This is a genomic window from Corynebacterium halotolerans YIM 70093 = DSM 44683 (assembly GCF_000341345.1).
In the GTDB taxonomy this organism is placed as follows: Bacteria; Actinomycetota; Actinomycetes; order Mycobacteriales; family Mycobacteriaceae; genus Corynebacterium; species Corynebacterium halotolerans.
The window spans coordinates 979,472-996,017 of the sequence record NC_020302.1 but is presented as its reverse complement, the minus strand read 5'-3'; the positions used below and the strand labels follow the sequence as shown (position 1 = coordinate 996,017).

The following is a 16,546-nucleotide window of genomic DNA, read 5'->3' as shown; positions in this document are numbered from 1 at the left end:
TCCAGCAGAACAGACGGACAACCATGCGGATAGCCATGTTCACCGAGGTCTTCCTGCCGAAGATCGACGGGGTGGTCACCCGCGTGACCCGCACCCTGGAGCAGCTGGCGGACCTCGGCCATGAGGTGCTGCTGTTCGCCCCGGGGGATCCGCCGGCCACCTACGCCGGCTTCGAGGTCGTGCGGGTGCGCGGGATGTCGTTCCGGCCGGTGTACCCGGAGATCAAGTTCGGCCTGCCCACCCCGGCCATCGCACGGCGCATGGCGGACTTCGAGCCGGACGTCGTCCACGCCGTGAACCCGGTGTGGCTCTCCGCCTACGGGGTGCTCTCGGCCCGGCGCCGCGACCTGCCCCTGGTCGCCAGCTTCCACACCAACGTCCCCGACTACACCGTCTCGCTCGGCATCGGCTGGGTCCGCCGCCCGGCCCAGCACTGGATCCGGATGCTGCACAACCAGGCCGAGGTGAACCTGTGCACCTCGGCCCCCATGGTGGAGCAGGCCGCTGCTGCCGGCATCCGCGATGTCGAGCTGTGGCCCAAGGCCGTCGACACCGTCGGCTACCGGCCCGAGCGTCGCACGGACCGGATGCGGGAGCTGCTCTCCGGGGATCACCCGGACGCCCCACTGGTGGTCTACGTCGGACGCATGAGCCGTGAGAAGGACCTGGAACGGCTGGTGGGCATCATGTCCAACCTGCGCGAGCGGGTGCCGGGCGCCCGGCTGGCGATGGTGGGGTCGGGGCCCTACCGGGAGGAACTGGAGCGGATGCTCGATCCGGCGTGGACGACGTTCACCGGCTACCTCTCCGGGCCTGAGCTGGCCGAGGCCTTCGCCTCCGGCGACGTGTTCGTCTTCCCCTCCACCACCGAGACCCTCGGACTGGTCGCCCTGGAATCCATGGCCTCCGGTGTGCCGGTCGTCGGCGCGCGGGCCGGTGGTATCCCCTTCGTCATCGACGACGGCGTGACGGGCCACCTCGTCGATCCCGCCGACGGGGACGGGATCTGGGCGCAGCGCCTGGCCACGCTGCTGACCGACCGGCAGCTGCGTACCGGGGTGGGTGCGGCCGCCCGCGTGGAGGCGGAGCGCCACTCCTGGCGCGCCTCGACCGAAACGCTGGTGGAGGCCTACGAGCACGCCATCGTGGCGCACCACCGGTGACGTGCCGGCCATGGGTTTCTTCGGACGATTCCGCGGTTCCGGAAAGCAGCCGCTGCCGGCGGATCTCATCCCCGCCGAGGTGGCCACCGTCGAACTCGACCACCTGGCCGCGCACACCGCCGAGAGCATCGTGGCGGTGACCCTCGCCGTCGAGGCCGTGGAGGAGGTGCGTGCCCGCATCCGGGAACGCTCCGCCTTCGCCCTGCGCGGCGGTGGCACCACCGTCATCTTCCTGCCGGTCGATAACGCCCTTTCCCCCGCCTTCGACCCCGCCACCGGCTGGCTCGTCCCCGTCACCTCGGCCGTCGCCGGGGAGATCGACCGGGTGCTCCGTCCGGTCGTCGGCGCCTACGAGCTGGCCGGGACCAACCTGGGCTTCATCGTCGAGACCGCGGCGGCCTGAGGGACGTTTCCCCCCTGTCGCCCCCGTGGAAGATCCGCACCTCCTGAACTTGCCGCGCGCCACTTCCACCTTTTCACTATGACCCACTTCACTAATCGACTCCATCCCACTACACTCAGGATTGTTCAACAATCCGGAAAGGAGCCGAGATGGTGACCATCGATCTCAACGCCGATGTGGGCGAGACCACGGCAGGCGACCCCGTCGCCGACGACGCCGCCATGGTGCGGCTGATCTCGAGCGCGAACGTCGCGTGCGGATTCCACGCCGGCGATCCCCACGACATCGCCCGGACCGTGGCCGCGGCGGTGGGCAACGGCGTGACCGTCGGCGCCCATGTGGGCTACCGGGACGCCCCGGGCTTCGGCCGGCGGTTCATCGACTACGCCCCTGCCGAACTCGCCGATGAGGTGCTCTACCAGATCGGCGCCCTGGACGCCCTCGCCCGCGCACACGGCTCCGCCGTCCGCTACGTCAAGCCCCACGGCGCCCTCTACAACGCCATCGTCCACCACCGGGAGCAGGCGCAGGCCGTGATCGACGGCATCCGCGCCTTCGGGGAGCTGCCCGTCATGCTGTTGCCCGGGGGTGTGGCCGTGGACCTGGCGGACAAGGCCGGCCTGCGGGTGATCCCCGAGGCCTTCGCCGACCGCAACTACCACGCGGACGGCACGCTCGTCTCCCGGCGCGAGCCCGACGCCGTCATCACCGACCCCGAGGTGGTGGCGGCCCGGGTGCTCCAGGTCGCCACGACCGGTGCCGTGACGGCGGTCGACGGTACCGAGCTGCGCGTGGCCGCGGAGTCCGTGTGCGTGCACGGCGACTCCCCCGGGGCGGTCGAACTCGCCCGCGGCATCGTGGAACGGCTGACCGCGGACGGCGTCGGGATCCGGAGTTTCCTGTGACGCCGCCGGCCATCCACCGCATCGGCACCCGTTCCGTCCTCGTGGATCTGCCGGACCTGGACACGGTGATGGCCTGGCACGCGACGCTGGCGGCCACTCCCCTCCCCGGCCAGGTGGACCTCATCGCCGCCGCGCGCACCCTGCTGGTGGTCACCGACTCAACGCGCGACGCCCGTCGGGCCGCCGAGACCCTGCGGTCCTTCACCCCCGGAGCCGTCACCGGCGGCACCGCCCGCGACATCACCATCGACGTCGTCTACGACGGGGAGGACCTCGGGGAGGTCGCCGACACCCTGGGGCTGGCCCCTGACACGCTGATCGACTGGCACACCGGGACGACCTGGGTGGGGGCCTTCGGCGGATTCGCCCCGGGATTCACCTACTGCGTGCCGGACGACCGGTCCCCCTCCCGGGACGTGCCGCGCCGCGAATCCCCGCGCACCGCCGTCCCCGCCGGGGCCGTCGGTCTGGCCGGCGGATTCTCGGCCGTCTACCCGCGGGAGTCCCCCGGCGGCTGGCAGTTGATCGGCACCACCGCCACCCCCATGTGGGACGCCGACGCGGACTCCCCCGCGCTCATCACCCCGGGCGACCGGGTGCGGTACCGCGCGAGCCGGGAACAGGTCGAGGTGACGCGGAAACCCTCGTCCTCCCGCCGCACCACCCCATCCCGGCCCGTGCTCCGCGTCGACGACGCCGGATTACTGACCCTCATCGAGGATCTGGGCCGCGCCGGCCACGGCGACTGGGGGGTCACCGGATCCGGCGCCGCCGACCGGGCGGCCGCCCGGGCGGTCAACGCGGCCGTCGGCAATGCCCCGGACGCACCCGTCCTCGAGAACATCGGGGGCCTGCGGCTGACGGCGCTCGTGGACACCGTCGTCGCCGTCACCGGCGCCGATGCCCCGGTCACCCGGGACGGCCGTCCGGTGCCGCTGGCGGCCCCGACCCTGCTGACCGGCGGTTCTCACCTGACCGTCGGGACCCCGACGACCGGCATGCGCAGCTACGTGGGCGTGCGCGGGGGATTCGTCGTCGACGAGGTGCTCGGGTCCGCGTCCTCCGATGTGCTCTCCGGGCTCGGTCCCTCCCCCGTCCCTGCCGGCGCGGTCCTCGACAGCAGCTTCCGTCCCCGCGGCACTGTCGTGACCTCGGTGGCCAACCCCCTGCGGGTGACCTCCCCCGACGGTGCCACCACCCACGGTGTGCTGCGGTGTGTGCCGGGCCCCCGGGACGACTGGTTCGATGACGGATGGCGTCGGCTCGCGGAGACGACCTGGACGGTCAGTGACCGGTCGAACCGGGTCGGGCTGCGGCTCGAGGGCGCCGCGCTCTCCCGCTCCCGCCACGGGGAACTGCCGAGTGAGGGCATGGTGGCCGGGTCGATTCAGATTCCCCCCAACGGCACCCCGGTGATCTTTCTCCGCGACCACGCCGTCACCGGCGGTTACCCCGTGGTCGCCACGGTCGTCGCCGAGGACCTGGACGTCGCGGCGCAACTGCCGCCCGGCGCGACGGTCACGTTCCTCCCCGTCGACCCCGACACCCTCACGCCTCTTTTCACCCCGGCCGACGCAGCAGACGCAGCCGACGCAGCCGACGCAGCAGACAAGGAAGAGCAATGAGCCAGAAGACAGCTTTGACCGCCGTACTCATCGCCAACCGCGGCGAGATCGCCGTGCGGATCGCCCGGGTGGCGCGCGATCTCGGCATCCGCTCGATCGCGGTGTACTCGGAGGCCGACACCGGCGCCCTGCACACCCTCGTCGCCGACGAGGCCCACGCCCTGCGGGGCAACTCCTCGGCGGAGACCTACATGAACGTCCCCGCCCTGCTGGAGATCGCGGCCCGCACCGGCGCCGACTGCGTCCACCCCGGGTACGGCTTCCTGTCCGAGAACTCCGACTTCGCCCGCGCGGTCACCGACGCCGGGCTGGCCTGGATCGGCCCGGCGCCCGACACGATCGACACGCTCGGCGACAAGGTGGCGGCCCGCCGCCTGGCCACCGAGGTCGGGGCGCCCCTGGCGCCGGGTACCCCCGACCCGATCGACGACTGGCAGCAGGCCCGGGACTTCGCGGAGGAGCACGGCCTGCCGATCGCCATCAAGGCCGCGTTCGGCGGGGGCGGCCGCGGCCTCAAGGTCGTGGACCGGCTCGAGGACATCGAGGACGGCTTCGTCTCGGCGGGACGGGAGGCGAGGGAGGCCTTCGGACGCGCGGAGTGCTACGTGGAGAAATTCCTGATCCGTCCCCGCCACGTGGAGGCCCAGGTGCTGGCGGACACGCACGGCAACGTCGTCGTGCTGGGCACCCGGGACTGCTCCACCCAGCGCCGCTTCCAGAAGCTCGTGGAGGAGGCCCCCGCCCCGTTCCTGACCACGGAGCAGAACACGGCCATCATCGAGGGCGCACGCGAGATCTGCCGCCGGGCGGGCTACGTCGGCGCCGGCACCGTGGAGTTCATCGTCTCCGAGGACGGCACCGTCTCCTTCCTCGAGGTGAACACGCGCGTGCAGGTCGAGCACCCGGTCACCGAGGCGGTCACCGGGGTGGACATCATCGCCGAGCAGTTCCGCATCGCGGCCGGCGAACCGTTGTCCCTGGGAAGTGATCCCGCGCCCCGGGGCCACGCGTTCGAGTTCCGCATCAACGCCGAGGACGTGGCCAACGGCTTCGTCCCCTGCCCCGGCACGGTGACCACCTTCGAGGCACCCACCGGGCCCGGGATCCGGGTGGATGCCGGGGTGCGTTCCGGTTCCACCGTCCCCGGTTACTACGACTCCCTGCTGGCGAAGCTGGTCGTGTGGGGCCCGACGCGTGACGTCGCGCTGCGCCGCGCCGGGCAGGCCCTGGCGGAGTTCACGGTCTCCGGGGTGCGCACCGTGCTGCCCTTCCACCGCGACATCGTCCGGCATCCGGCGTTCAGCGGGGACCGTCTCGACGTCTACACCGACTGGGTGGACAGGGAATACCACCCGGGCCGGGGCCACGGCACCGGGGACGCCGAGGACATCGAGGACATCTACGCCGAACGCCGGACGCTCGTCCTGGAGATCGACGGCCGACTCCACCGGGTGGGTGTTCCCGTCGACGTCCTCGGCGCCGCTGCGGCTCCCGCCGCCACCCCCGCAGCGTCCTCGGCACCGGCACCCGCCGCTGCAGTCCCGGAGGGCGCGGTCACCTCGCCGTTCGCGGGCTCGCTCGTCGCCTGGCAGGTCGGTGACGGCGACACCGTCGCCGAGGGACAGCCGGTGGCGACCGTCGAGGCCATGAAGATGGAGACCACGGTCGCCGCCCCGGCGGGCGGTGCCATCCGGCTCACCGTGGAGGCCGGAGCGAGGATTGAAAAGGGAACGGTGCTGGCGACGATCTCCTAGAGTGAGCGTATGCGTGCCCACTCCGCCGCCGGCGCCATCCGCCAGGCCATCTCGGCCGGCGAGTTCACCCCCGGCGAGAAGTTGATCGAGACCGAGATGTCCGAGCGTTTCGGTATCTCCCGCAACACCCTGCGGGAGAGCTTCGCCATGCTCATCGCGGACGGCGTGCTGACCAGGATCCCCTTCCGCGGGGTGTTCATCTCCGCCCCCACGGCGGACGACGTCCGGGATCTCTACCTCGCCCGCGGCGCCATCGAACCCGGGGCGGTGCGCTGGGGTGCCCACCACGACATCGCCAGGCTGGAGGCCATCGTCGCGGAGGCGGAACAGGCGTTGGGCGAGGGGCGGTTGAGCGATGCCGCCACCGCCAACCAGCGCTTCCACCGAGAGCTGGTGGCCGGGGCGGGTTCGCGCCTCCTCGACGAGACCATGGATCGGGTGCTCGCGCAGATGCGCCTGGCCTTCCTGCGCGTCCTGGCGCAGCAGCCCGATTTCCACGCCGCCTACGTGCCGGTCAACCGGCGGGTCCTGGATCTGCTCCGGCAGGGGGAGCGCGAGGAGGCCGCCCGGGTACTGCAGGCCTCACTCGCGGGCACCAGTGAGAGACTCGAGGAGCTCTTCGCCGCTACGGCACCTGATACTGCAGATCTCTGGCATCGGTGACGAGCATGTGCCCGGGTGAGTGGCTGATGGCCAGGGCCGGCCGCGAGGCCATGACCACCGCCTGAGGCGTGACCCCGCACGCCCAGAACACCGGTACGGCTCCCGGGGGCAGGTCCACGGCCTCCCCGAAGTCCGGGTGCGCCAGGTCGGGGATGCCGATCGCACCCGGATCACCGACGTGGACCGGCGCCCCGTGCACCGCCGGATAGCGGGAGGTGATGCGCACGGCGTCGGCGACCTGCGAGGCCGGGACGGGGCGCATGGACACCACCAACGGCCCGGCGAAACGCCCCGCCGGGACGGTGTCGATCGAGGTCCGGTACATGGGGACGTTGCGGTTCTGCTCGATGTGGGCGACTGGGACGCCGTTGTCCAGCAGCGCGGACTCGAAGGTGAACGAGCACCCGATGAGGAACGAGACCATGTCGTCGCGCCACCATCCGGTGGCGTCGGGGACCTCGTCCACGAGTTCGCCGTCCCGGTAGATGCGGTAGGACGGGAGGTCGGTGCGGATATCGCCGCCCGTCAGGAGCTCCGACGAGACCTGGCCCGGCTCCAGCACGCCGAGCAGCGGACACGGCTTCGGGTTGCGCTGCGCGAACAGCAGGAAGTCGAAGGCGTCCTCGACCGGCACCGCAATGAGATTCGCCTGTGCGTGGCCCCGGGAGAAGCCCGCGGTGGGCGTGACCGCCCCGCCGCGGAAGAGCTCGCGGGCCCGGGCGGGCGTCAGCTTCGCCTTGTCCCTGTCATCCATGTCGGTCAGCTCCACAGGGACGAGATACCGGTCAGGGAATTCCAGCCGAGGTAGATCGTGAGCAGCCAGACCAGGACGCCGAGGACGAGCAGCCACACCGGGTACCGGTAGCCGTCCAGCAGGTCGCGGCGTCGCCAGGCGACCCACAGGACGACGGCGAAGCCGACGGGCAGGATGAGCCCGTTGAAGGCGCCGGCGAAGATCAGCAGGGTCTGCGGCGCGGTCTCCAGGAGGAGGTAGGCGACGGCGCACACGGCGATGAAGACGACGGTGATGACCGAGCGGGTGCGGTCCGGGGTCGTCTGGGTGGTCACGAAGGTGACCGAGGTGTAGGACGCGCCGATGACGGAGGTCAGACCCGCCGCCCACAGGACGACACCGAAGACCCGGAGTCCCACCTCACCCGCCGCGTGGTAGAAGGCGTCGGCCGCGGTGTTGTCCTGGGAGAGTGCGACGCCCGTGGCGACGACGCCGAGCACCGCGAGGAAGAGCAGCACGCGCATGACTCCGGTGACGATGATGCCCAGCACGGAGCCGCGGGTGATCTCCCGGACGCTCTCCCGGCCGGTGATTCCGCTGTCGATCATGCGGTGGGCGCCGGCGAAGGTGATGTAGCCGCCGACGGTGCCTCCGATCAGGGTGGTGATCACGAGGAAGTCGACGTTCTCGGGGGCGACGGTGTTTCTCAGCGCCTCGCCGACCGGCGGGGCGGAGACCACCGCCACATACAGCATCAGCAGGATCATGATCGCGCCGAGGCCGACGACGATCCTGTCGAGTGCCAGCCCGGCGCGCCTGGACAGGAAGACGAAGATGGCGATCAGCGCGGAGACCGCACCGCCGATCTTCGGGTCCAGTCCCAGCATGGCGTTGATGCCGAGGCCTGTGCCGGCGATATTGCCGATGTTGAACACCAGCCCGCCGACGAACACGAAGGCGGCCATCACCCAGCCCAGGTACGGCAGCACGGTGTTGCCGAGTTCGTTGGCCCGCAGCCCCGAGACCGCCAGGACCCGCCAGACGTTCAGCTGGATGGCGATGTCCACCAGAATCGAGATCAGGATGGCGAAGGCGAACGCCGCCCCCATCTGCGCCGTGAACACGCTGGTCTGGGTGAGGAATCCCGGGCCGATCGCGCTCGTGGCCATGAGGAACATGGCGCCGAGAATCGCGCTCCGCCCGCGACGGGAGGCGGTACGGCCCTGCTCCTGCCGCCGCTCTTCTGCCTGGTGAGTCACTGGTCCTGCCCTTCGTGATGTACGGCACGTACTGAATGTGATGTGGCTCATCATATGGGATTGTTGAACAATCTGTAAAGAGCTTTTCCACCCCTTTCCCGCCGGGAGAAAAGAGGGGCGAGCGGCGGCCGGACGAGGTACCGGACGGAGGGCCGGACCCGCGGCCGCGTAGTGGCGGCACTCCCACAAACCAGCCAAGTCGGAGACGAAAAGATCCGTTTGCACCCGCCGTGCAATCTTGCATACTCTGTGCAAGTATCATTCGGCGGCCCTCCTTCGTGTCCGGGACTCCGGCACCGACGGGGTCGCGCCCGAAACCCTAGAAGAAGGACAAGCAGATCCTGCATGGCTAAATTCCTCTACAACCTCGGTAGTCTCGCCTACCGGAAGAAATGGCCCTTCCTGGCCTTGTGGCTGATCATCCTGATCGCGGTCGGTACCCTCGCCGGCCTCTTCGCCAAGTCCCCGTCCACCACCTTCACCATCCCGGGGCTGGACTCGGTGGTCACGATGGAGAAGATGCAGGAGCGCTTCCCCGACGCCGAGGACTCCACCAGCGCCCCCACCGGCAATATCGCCGTCCAGGCCCCCGAGGGACAGACGCTGACCGATCCGGCCGTCCAGGCCGAGGTCAACGAGATGCTCGAGGAGGTCCGTCAGACCGGCGTGCTCGAGAATCCCGAGGCGGTCGTCGATCCGGTCCTGGCCGCCCAGGGCCTGCAGGCGCAGATGGTTCCTCAGCTCGAGGCCCAGGGCACCCCGCCGGAGAAGATCGCCGCCGACGTCGCCGCCGTCAGCCCGCTGAGCGAGGACGAGACCACCGGCATCATCTCCGTGAGCTTCGACGCCCCGGCCGTGATGGACATCGCGGCCGAGGACCTCGAGGCCGTCACCAACGTGCTCGACGAGTACGACGAGGGTGACCTGACGGTGGTCTACAACGGCAACGCCTTCGGCGCGGCCGCCACCACCATCAACATGACCTCCGAGCTCATCGGCCTGCTGGTCGCCGCCGTGGTCCTGCTGGTCACCTTCGGTTCCGTCGTCGCCGCCGGCATGCCGCTGATCTCCGCCATCATCGGCGTCGGCATCGGCATCCTGGGCGTCCAGTTGACCACCGCCTTCTCCGACGACATCAACGAGATGACCCCGGTCCTGGCCTCCATGATCGGCCTGGCAGTGGGCATCGACTACGCCCTGTTCATCGTCTCCCGTTTCCGCAACGAGCTGATCAAGGCCGCCGGCGGCAACGACCTGGAGCCGAAGGACCTGGCGGAGAAGCTCCGCGGGATGAGCGTGGCCACCCGGGCGCACGCGATGGGCATGGCCGTCGGCACCGCCGGCTCCGCCGTGATCTTCGCCGGCCTGACGGTGCTGATCGCTCTGGCCGCGCTGTCCATCATCAACATCCCGTTCCTGACCGCCATGGCCCTGGCGGCCGCCGCCACCGTGGCCATCGCCGTGCTGATCGCCCTGTCCTTCCTCCCGGCCCTGGTCAGCCTGTTCGGCACCCGCGTCTTCGCCGGGCGCGTGCCGGGCGTGAAGGCACCGGATCCGGAGGACGAGCACCCGACCATGGGCCTGCGCTGGGTCCGCCGCGTGCGTAAGCACCCGGTCCTGCACCTGGTGGTGGGCGTCCTGTTGCTCGGCCTGCTGGCCATCCCGGCCGTCAACATGCGCCTGGCCATGCCGACCGACGGCACCGCCGCCCCGGGCACCCCGCCGCGCATCGCCCACGAGATCACCGAGGACGCCTTCGGCCCGGGCCGCAACGCCCCGATGATCGCCCTGGTGGACACCATCGACCTGCCTGCCGAGGAGCGCCCGGCCGCCGTCGGCGCAGCGGTGCAGGAGTTCCTGGACACCGAGGGCGTGACCAACGCCCAGGTCGTCGCCACCACCGAGGACATGGACACCGCCCAGGTCCTGATCACTCCGGAGTTCGGGGCGACCGACCCGCAGACCTCCGAGACCCTGCAGGCTCTGCGCGACGCGGAGACCGGCTACAACGAGCAGACCGGCGCGACCTACGGCATCACCGGTGTGACCCCGATCTTCGACGACATTTCGGACCGCCTCCAGGACGTGCTGCTGCCCTACATCGCGATCGTGCTGGTGCTGGCCTTCCTGGTGCTGCTGCTGGTGTTCCGCTCCATCTGGGTCCCGTTGCTCGCCGCCCTGGGCTTCGGCCTGTCCGTGGCCGCCACCTTCGGTGTCACCGTGGCGATCTTCCAGGAGGGCTGGTTCGGCATCATCGGCGATCCGCAGCCGCTGCTGAGCTTCCTGCCCATCATGCTCATCGGCCTGGTCTTCGGCCTGGCGATGGACTACCAGGTCTTCCTGGTCACCCGCATGCGCGAGGGCTGGTCGCACGGCAAGACCGCCGGCAACGCCACCTCCAACGGATTCAAGCACGGGGCCCGCGTGGTCACCGCCGCCGCCCTGATCATGATCTCCGTCTTCGCGGCCTTCATGGCCCAGGAGATGGTCTTCATCAAGACCATGGGCTTCGCCCTGGCGGTCGCGGTGTTCTTCGACGCGTTCATCGTCCGCATGATGATCATTCCGGCCACCATGTTCCTGCTGGACGAGCGCGCGTGGTGGCTGCCGAAGTGGCTCGACAAGATCCTGCCGAAGGTCGACGTCGAGGGCGAGGGCATCCGCGACCTCAGCGTCGCGGACGCACAGCCCGAGCCGGCACCCGCCACGGCACGATAGAATCCTGAGCCATCATGTCCGGACTCCGTGAAACCAAGAAGGCCGCCACCCGCGCCACCCTGGCGCGCGCGGCCGCCCGTCTCGCGCTCGACAGGGGCGCGGAGGGGTTGACCGTGGCCGCCGTCTCGGAGGCCGCGGGCGTCTCACCGCGCACCTTCCACAACTACTTCACGTCCATGGAGGAGGCGCTCGTCGAGTTCATCGTCGACCGCGCCTCCTCCCTGGCGGAGCAGCTCAACGCCGTGCCCGCGGACGTCGGGTTGTTCGAGGCGGTCGAGAAGGTCGTGCTCGTCGGGCTGCGCCGCGACAACGGCGGGCACGGGGAACTCGATTCGTTCGCCACCCTGTTCCGCATCGGCGACGTGCTGCAGACGCTCACGGGCGTCGACGCCCGTCCCGAGTTCACCGAGCACCTGGGACCGGTCTTCGAGACGGTCCACCCCCGGGTGTCCGGCCTCGACGAATTCGGCTCACAGGTGGCCGTCAACGCCGCCGTGTCGGTGGCGCGCACGGCCCTCGAGACCTACTACTCGCTTCCCGAACCCCGCGACGGGGCCACCGGGGAGGAGCTGGTCCACCGCGCCTTCGCTGTGGTGAGACTGGCTTAACGCCCCTGACGAGGCGACGACGGGCGTCCCCGGAATTCCGGGGACGCCCGTCGTCGTCTCTGTGTCCGGCCGCTACCGCGCCGGCACCGCCACCGGCGCTTCGGTGACCACGATGCCGTCGCTGTCGGCGTAGAGGGTGTGGCCCGGGACGAAGTCGACGCCGCCGAAGGAGACCACGATGTCCTTCTCCCCCGCCTCGGTCTTGGTGGACTTGCGCGGGTTGGTGCCGAGCGCCTTGCAGCCGAATGCCATGGTGCCCACCACCGCGGAGTCGCGGATGACGCCGAGGATGACCACCCCGGCCCAGCCGTTCTCGACGCCCGCGGCGGCGATGACGTCGCCCATGAGCGCGGTGTGCTTCGACGAGTCACCGTCGACGACCAGCACCCCGCCCGGGTTGGGGGTGTTCAGGGTCTTTTTGACCAGACCGTTGTCCTGGAAGCACCTGATGGTGGTGACGGGGCCGCAGAACTCGGTTGTCCCGCCGAAGTTGAAGAACTGGGTGTCGCAGGAGCGGACGTCCGCGCCGATGATGTCGACCAGATCCGCCGTGGGGATGAAGGTGGTCATGAGCTGATGGTCCTTTCAGGTGGCGTAGCTGCGGGGGAAATGAGAAACGGACCGGAGAGTCGGTGACTGTCCGGTCCGTTCCCTGCCTCTGGTGACCCTTCAGGAGAGGGTTGTTACGCGTTGACCGTGGCGAACTGTCCTTCCTCCGTGGAGCCCTTCAGGGCGGTGGTGGAGGAGTTCGGGTCGACGGTGGTGGCGATGGTGTCGAAGTAGCCGGCACCGACCTCACGCTGGTGCTTGACGGCGGTGAAACCGCGCTCCTCGGCCGCGGCGAACTCGCGGTTCTGCAGGTCGACGAAGGCGGTCATGCCCTCGCGGGCGTAGCCGTGGGCCAGGTCGAACATGCCGTAGTTGAGCGAGTGGAAGCCGGCCAGGGTGATGAACTGGAAGGTGAAGCCCATCGCACCCAGCTCCTTCTGGAACTTGGCGATCTCGTCGGCGTCCAGGTGCGCGGACCAGTTGAACGACGGGGAGCAGTTGTAGGACAGCAGCTGGTCCGGGAACTCGGAGCGCACGCCCTCGGCGAACTGCTTGGCCAGCTCAAGGTCCGGGGTGCCGGTCTCCATCCAGATCATGTCCGCGTACGGGGCGTAGGCCTTCGCGCGGGCGATGCAGGGCTCGAGGCCGTTCTGGACGTGGTAGTAGCCCTCGGCGGTGCGCTCGCCGGTGATGAAGCGCTGGTCGCGCTCGTCGACGTCCGAGGTGATCAGGGTGGCGGCCTCGGCGTCGGTGCGGGCGATGACGACGGTCGGGGTGTTGGCGACGTCGGCGGCCAGGCGGGCGGAGTTCAGGGTGCGGATGTGCTGCTGGGTCGGGATGAGAACCTTGCCGCCCAGGTGGCCGCACTTCTTCTCGGAGGCGAGCTGATCCTCCCAGTGGGTGCCGGCGGCGCCGGCGGCGATCATGGCCTTCTGCAGCTCGTAGACGTTCAGTGCGCCGCCGAAGCCGGCCTCGCCGTCGGCGACGATCGGGACGAGCCAGTTGTCGACGCTCGCGTCGCCCTCGACGCGGGCGACCTCGTCGGCGCGGAGCAGGGCGTTGTTGATGCGGCGGACGACCTGCGGGACCGAGTTGGCCGGGTACAGGGACTGGTCCGGGTAGGTGTGGCCGGAGAGATTGGCGTCACCGGCGACCTGCCAGCCGGAGAGGTAGACGGCCTCCAGTCCGCCGCGGACCTGCTGGACGGCCTGGTTGCCGGTCAGCGCGCCGAGGGCGTGGACGTAGGAGCCGTCGCGACGGGAGACCTTGTCCCAGAGGATCTCGGCGCCGCGGCGGGCGAGGGTGTGCTCCTCGACGACGGAGCCCTGGAGCTCGGCGACCTGCTCGGCGGTGTAGTCGCGGTCAATGCCCTCCCAGCGGGGGTTGAGGTCCCAGTCCTGCTGGATTTCTGCTGCGGTACGTGCCTGGCCGGTGGTGGTCATGTGAGGACTCACTTTCCTGTCTTCTCTGCGGACCGGGGCGGGGCCCCGGAGGGGGATGGAGGAGATTCCACCTGACGGTCTCGGCGAACCGTTCGTGGTGGCGTGGTTCACAGCGTGCTGCATGGTGTGCCGCACGTCAATGGATTCCCCCTTCCAAATTGTGTGCGGGGGTAAAGGGGTGTTTGGCTAACTTTGCGAATCCCACACACGGCAAGTTTCGTATGCCCATCTCGAATCACGCGCCGCAACCTGCGCAAATACCGCGGGAGAAAAAGCCCTGCTTACACACGACTACCCCCCTTCACACCCGTCCCGGCGGGCAGAGACCCCCGTCACGGCAGGGGTAGTGGGAGGTGAAATCGGCAAAAGTATTTACGGGGTGACTGGCATCACTTAGTGTTGGGCCATCGCACCGACGCGACAGTCCCCCGCCTCCCTCACTGCCAAGGAGCAGAGATGATCCAGACCAAGCTGAAGGACACCACCGAGCGCCTCGACGTCGCCGGCCTCCAGGTGGCCGAGGTCCTGCACGACTTCCTCACCGACAGTGTCCTGCCGACCGTGGGTGTCGACGCCGACGATTTCTGGGCCGGATTCGCCGACCTCGTCCGGGAGTTCACCCCCCGCAACCGGAAGCTGCTGGCCCGCCGCGATGAGCTGCAGGAACAGCTCGACGAGTACTACCGCGCCAACCCGGGCCGGCCCGATCCGGTCGAGCACGAGAAGTTCCTCCGCGACATCGGTTACCTGGTCGCCACTCCCGCGGAGAACAGGATCCGCACCCGCGGCATCGACGAGGAGGTCGCCACCATGGCCGGCCCGCAGTTGGTCGTCCCGATCCTCAACGCACGTTTCGCCATCAACGCCGCCAACGCGCGCTGGGGCTCCCTCTACGACGCGCTCTACGGCACCAACGCCATCCCCGAGGACGGCGGGGCCGGGAAGGGCCGGGAGTACAACCCGGTCCGCGGTCGGAAGGTCATCGCCTGGGGGCGCGAGTTCCTCGACGCCGCCATCCCGCTCGACGGCGCCTCCCACGCGGACGTCGAGAAGTACAGCATCCTGGACGGCTACCTGGCCGCGACGGTCGACGGCCGGGAGCACCGCCTGAAGGACAAGACCGTCTACCGCGGCTTCTGCGGCGAGATCGACGATCCGGGCTGCATCCTGCTGCGCCACAACGGCCTGCACATCCAGCTGGAGATCGATCCGACCTCCCCCATCGGCCGGGACGACAAGGCCGGCATCAAGGACATCATCCTCGAGTCCGCGGTCACCACCATCATGGACTTCGAGGACTCCGTCGCGGCCGTCGACGGCGAGGACAAGACCCTCGGCTACCGCAACTGGTTCGGCCTCAACACCGGTGAGCTGTCCGAGCAGGTCACCAAGGACGGGCGTGCCTTCACCCGCACCCTGAACCCGGACCGCTCCTACATCGGCCGCAACGGCACGGAGATCCGCCTGCACGGGCGCTCCCTGCTGTTCGTCCGCAACGTCGGCCACCTCATGCGCAACCCCGCCATCCTGGTCGACGGCGAGGAGATCTACGAGGGCATCATGGATGCGGTCATCACCGCCCTCTGCGCCATCCCGGGCCTGAACGTCCGCAACCCGCTGCGCAACTCCCGCACCGGGTCCATCTACATCGTCAAGCCGAAGCAGCACGGCCCCGAGGAGGTCGCCTTCACCAATGACCTGTTCGGCCGCGTCGAGGATCTGCTCGGCCTGCCGCGCTACACCATCAAGGTCGGCGTCATGGACGAGGAGCGCCGCACCTCCGCCAACCTGGACGCCTGCATCATGAACGTCGCCGACCGCCTGGCGTTCATCAACACCGGCTTCCTCGACCGCACGGGCGATGAGATCCACACCTCCATGCAGGCCGGCGCCATGGTTCGCAAGGCCGACATGCAGACCTCCCCCTGGAAGCAGGCCTACGAGGACAACAACGTCGACGCCGGCCTCGAGCGCGGCCTGTCCGGTCGCGCGCAGATCGGCAAGGGCATGTGGGCGCAGACCGAGCTGATGGCCGAGATGCTCGAGGCCAAGATCGGCCAGCCGCGCGAGGGCGCGAACACCGCGTGGGTCCCCTCCCCCACCGGCGCGACCCTGCACGCCACCCACTACCACCGCGTCGATGTCTTCGCCGCCCAGGAGGAGCTGAAGAAGGCCGGCCGCCGCGACTCCCTCCACGATCTGCTGACCGTCCCGGTCGCCCCGTCCGCCGACTGGACCGAGGAGGAGAAGCAGGAGGAGCTGGACAACAACTGCCAGTCCATCCTCGGCTACGTCGTCCGCTGGGTCGAGCAGGGCGTGGGCTGCTCCAAGGTCCCGGACATCCACGACACCGCCCTGATGGAGGACCGCGCCACCCTGCGCATCTCCTCCCAGCTGCTGTGCAACTGGCTGGTCCACGGCGTGGTCACCGAGGAGCAGGTCATCGAGTCGCTGGAGCGCATGGCCGCCGTCGTCGACCGCCAGAACGAGGATGACCCGGCCTACCTGCCGATGTCACGGGACTACGACTACTCGATCGCCTTCCAGGCCGCGAAGGACCTGCTCCTCAAGGGCGCGGAGACCCCGTCCGGCTACACCGAGCCGATCCTCCACGCCCGCCGCCGCGAGTTCAAGGAGCGCGAGGGCCTCCGGTAGGCCTAAAGCGCAACGAAAAGCCCCGGCCATAACGGTGCCCGGGGCTTTTCAACTGCCTGCCGACGGCCG

Annotated in this window: 13 protein-coding genes; 9 read left to right on the top strand and 4 right to left on the bottom strand. The window is 69.6% G+C overall.

Annotated features, from left to right (window positions below; translation table 11 throughout):
- The first annotated feature begins 23 nt into the window (after positions 1-23).
- The 6 genes from A605_RS04690 (at position 24) to A605_RS04665 (ending at position 6,513) form a co-directional block, all read left to right on the top strand.
- On the top strand, positions 24-1,163 hold the full coding sequence (locus tag A605_RS04690) for a glycosyltransferase family 4 protein (RefSeq protein WP_027004308.1): 1,140 nt from the start codon (positions 24-26) through the stop codon (positions 1,161-1,163).
- A 10-nt stretch (positions 1,164-1,173) separates the two neighbouring features.
- A complete protein-coding gene (locus A605_RS04685) occupies positions 1,174-1,566 on the top strand; it encodes a hypothetical protein (RefSeq protein ID WP_015400354.1) in 393 nt (130 codons plus the stop codon).
- Positions 1,567-1,715: 149 nt separating this feature from the next.
- Positions 1,716-2,471, top strand: coding sequence for a LamB/YcsF family protein (locus A605_RS04680; protein WP_015400353.1), 756 nt, complete (start codon positions 1,716-1,718; stop codon positions 2,469-2,471).
- On the top strand, positions 2,468-4,096 hold the full coding sequence (locus A605_RS04675) for a 5-oxoprolinase subunit B/C family protein (protein WP_015400352.1): 1,629 nt from the start codon (positions 2,468-2,470) through the stop codon (positions 4,094-4,096). Before A605_RS04680 ends, A605_RS04675 begins: the two co-directional genes overlap by 4 nt.
- On the top strand, positions 4,093-5,850 hold the full coding sequence (locus tag A605_RS04670; RefSeq protein ID WP_027004307.1) for an acetyl/propionyl/methylcrotonyl-CoA carboxylase subunit alpha: 1,758 nt from the start codon (positions 4,093-4,095) through the stop codon (positions 5,848-5,850). Before A605_RS04675 ends, A605_RS04670 begins: the two co-directional genes overlap by 4 nt.
- Positions 5,851-5,859: 9 nt before the next feature.
- A complete protein-coding gene (locus A605_RS04665) occupies positions 5,860-6,513 on the top strand; it encodes a GntR family transcriptional regulator (protein WP_015400350.1) in 654 nt (217 codons plus the stop codon).
- On the opposite strand, the gene A605_RS04660 is transcribed toward A605_RS04665, so the two are convergent.
- Together A605_RS04660 and A605_RS04655 are read right to left on the bottom strand one after the other, a co-directional pair.
- Positions 6,476-7,267, bottom strand: coding sequence for a putative hydro-lyase (locus tag A605_RS04660; RefSeq protein ID WP_027004306.1), 792 nt, complete (start codon positions 7,265-7,267; stop codon positions 6,476-6,478). The two genes, A605_RS04665 and A605_RS04660, sit on opposite strands and share 38 nt — an antisense overlap.
- Positions 7,268-7,272: 5 nt before the next feature.
- Positions 7,273-8,424, bottom strand: a complete 1,152-nt coding sequence (locus A605_RS04655) for an NRAMP family divalent metal transporter (RefSeq protein ID WP_015400348.1) — start codon at positions 8,422-8,424, stop codon at positions 7,273-7,275.
- A 426-nt stretch (positions 8,425-8,850) separates the two neighbouring features.
- On the opposite strand from A605_RS04655, the gene A605_RS04650 reads away from it, so the two are divergent.
- Together A605_RS04650 and A605_RS04645 are read left to right on the top strand one after the other, a co-directional pair.
- Complete coding sequence (locus A605_RS04650) at positions 8,851-11,223, top strand: MMPL family transporter (RefSeq protein ID WP_015400347.1); 2,373 nt, start codon at positions 8,851-8,853, stop codon at positions 11,221-11,223.
- Positions 11,224-11,237: 14 nt separating this feature from the next.
- Entirely contained in the window at positions 11,238-11,831 is a 594-nt protein-coding gene (locus tag A605_RS04645; RefSeq protein ID WP_015400346.1) for a TetR/AcrR family transcriptional regulator, read from the top strand.
- Positions 11,832-11,903: 72 nt separating this feature from the next.
- Here the strand turns inward: A605_RS04645 and rraA are convergent, their stop codons facing one another.
- Positions 11,904-12,401: a ribonuclease E activity regulator RraA gene (gene rraA / locus A605_RS04640; RefSeq protein WP_015400345.1), complete on the bottom strand. Its 498-nt coding sequence runs from the start codon at positions 12,399-12,401 to the stop codon at positions 11,904-11,906.
- A 113-nt stretch (positions 12,402-12,514) separates the two neighbouring features.
- Positions 12,515-13,822, bottom strand: a complete 1,308-nt coding sequence (aceA, locus tag A605_RS04635) for an isocitrate lyase (RefSeq protein WP_015400344.1) — start codon at positions 13,820-13,822, stop codon at positions 12,515-12,517.
- A 456-nt stretch (positions 13,823-14,278) separates the two neighbouring features.
- On the opposite strand from aceA, the gene glcB reads away from it, so the two are divergent.
- On the top strand, positions 14,279-16,477 hold the full coding sequence (gene glcB / locus A605_RS04630; RefSeq protein ID WP_015400343.1) for a malate synthase G: 2,199 nt from the start codon (positions 14,279-14,281) through the stop codon (positions 16,475-16,477).
- Positions 16,478-16,546: the final 69 nt, after the last annotated feature.

Coding starts and splice junctions, on each gene's coding strand:
- A605_RS04685 (WP_015400354.1), top strand. CDS start 1,174: ATGGGTTTCTTCGGACGATTCCGCGGTTCCGGAAAGCAGCCGCTGCCG.
- A605_RS04670 (WP_027004307.1), top strand. CDS start 4,093: ATGAGCCAGAAGACAGCTTTGACCGCCGTACTCATCGCCAACCGCGGC.
- glcB (WP_015400343.1), top strand. CDS start 14,279: ATGATCCAGACCAAGCTGAAGGACACCACCGAGCGCCTCGACGTCGCC.
- aceA (WP_015400344.1), bottom strand. CDS start 13,822: ATGACCACCACCGGCCAGGCACGTACCGCAGCAGAAATCCAGCAGGAC.
- A605_RS04690 (WP_027004308.1), top strand. CDS start 24: ATGCGGATAGCCATGTTCACCGAGGTCTTCCTGCCGAAGATCGACGGG.
- A605_RS04665 (WP_015400350.1), top strand. CDS start 5,860: ATGCGTGCCCACTCCGCCGCCGGCGCCATCCGCCAGGCCATCTCGGCC.
- A605_RS04655 (WP_015400348.1), bottom strand. CDS start 8,424: ATGTTCCTCATGGCCACGAGCGCGATCGGCCCGGGATTCCTCACCCAG.
- A605_RS04645 (WP_015400346.1), top strand. CDS start 11,238: ATGTCCGGACTCCGTGAAACCAAGAAGGCCGCCACCCGCGCCACCCTG.
- A605_RS04680 (WP_015400353.1), top strand. CDS start 1,716: ATGGTGACCATCGATCTCAACGCCGATGTGGGCGAGACCACGGCAGGC.
- A605_RS04660 (WP_027004306.1), bottom strand. CDS start 7,267: ATGGATGACAGGGACAAGGCGAAGCTGACGCCCGCCCGGGCCCGCGAG.
- rraA (WP_015400345.1), bottom strand. CDS start 12,401: ATGACCACCTTCATCCCCACGGCGGATCTGGTCGACATCATCGGCGCG.
- A605_RS04650 (WP_015400347.1), top strand. CDS start 8,851: ATGGCTAAATTCCTCTACAACCTCGGTAGTCTCGCCTACCGGAAGAAA.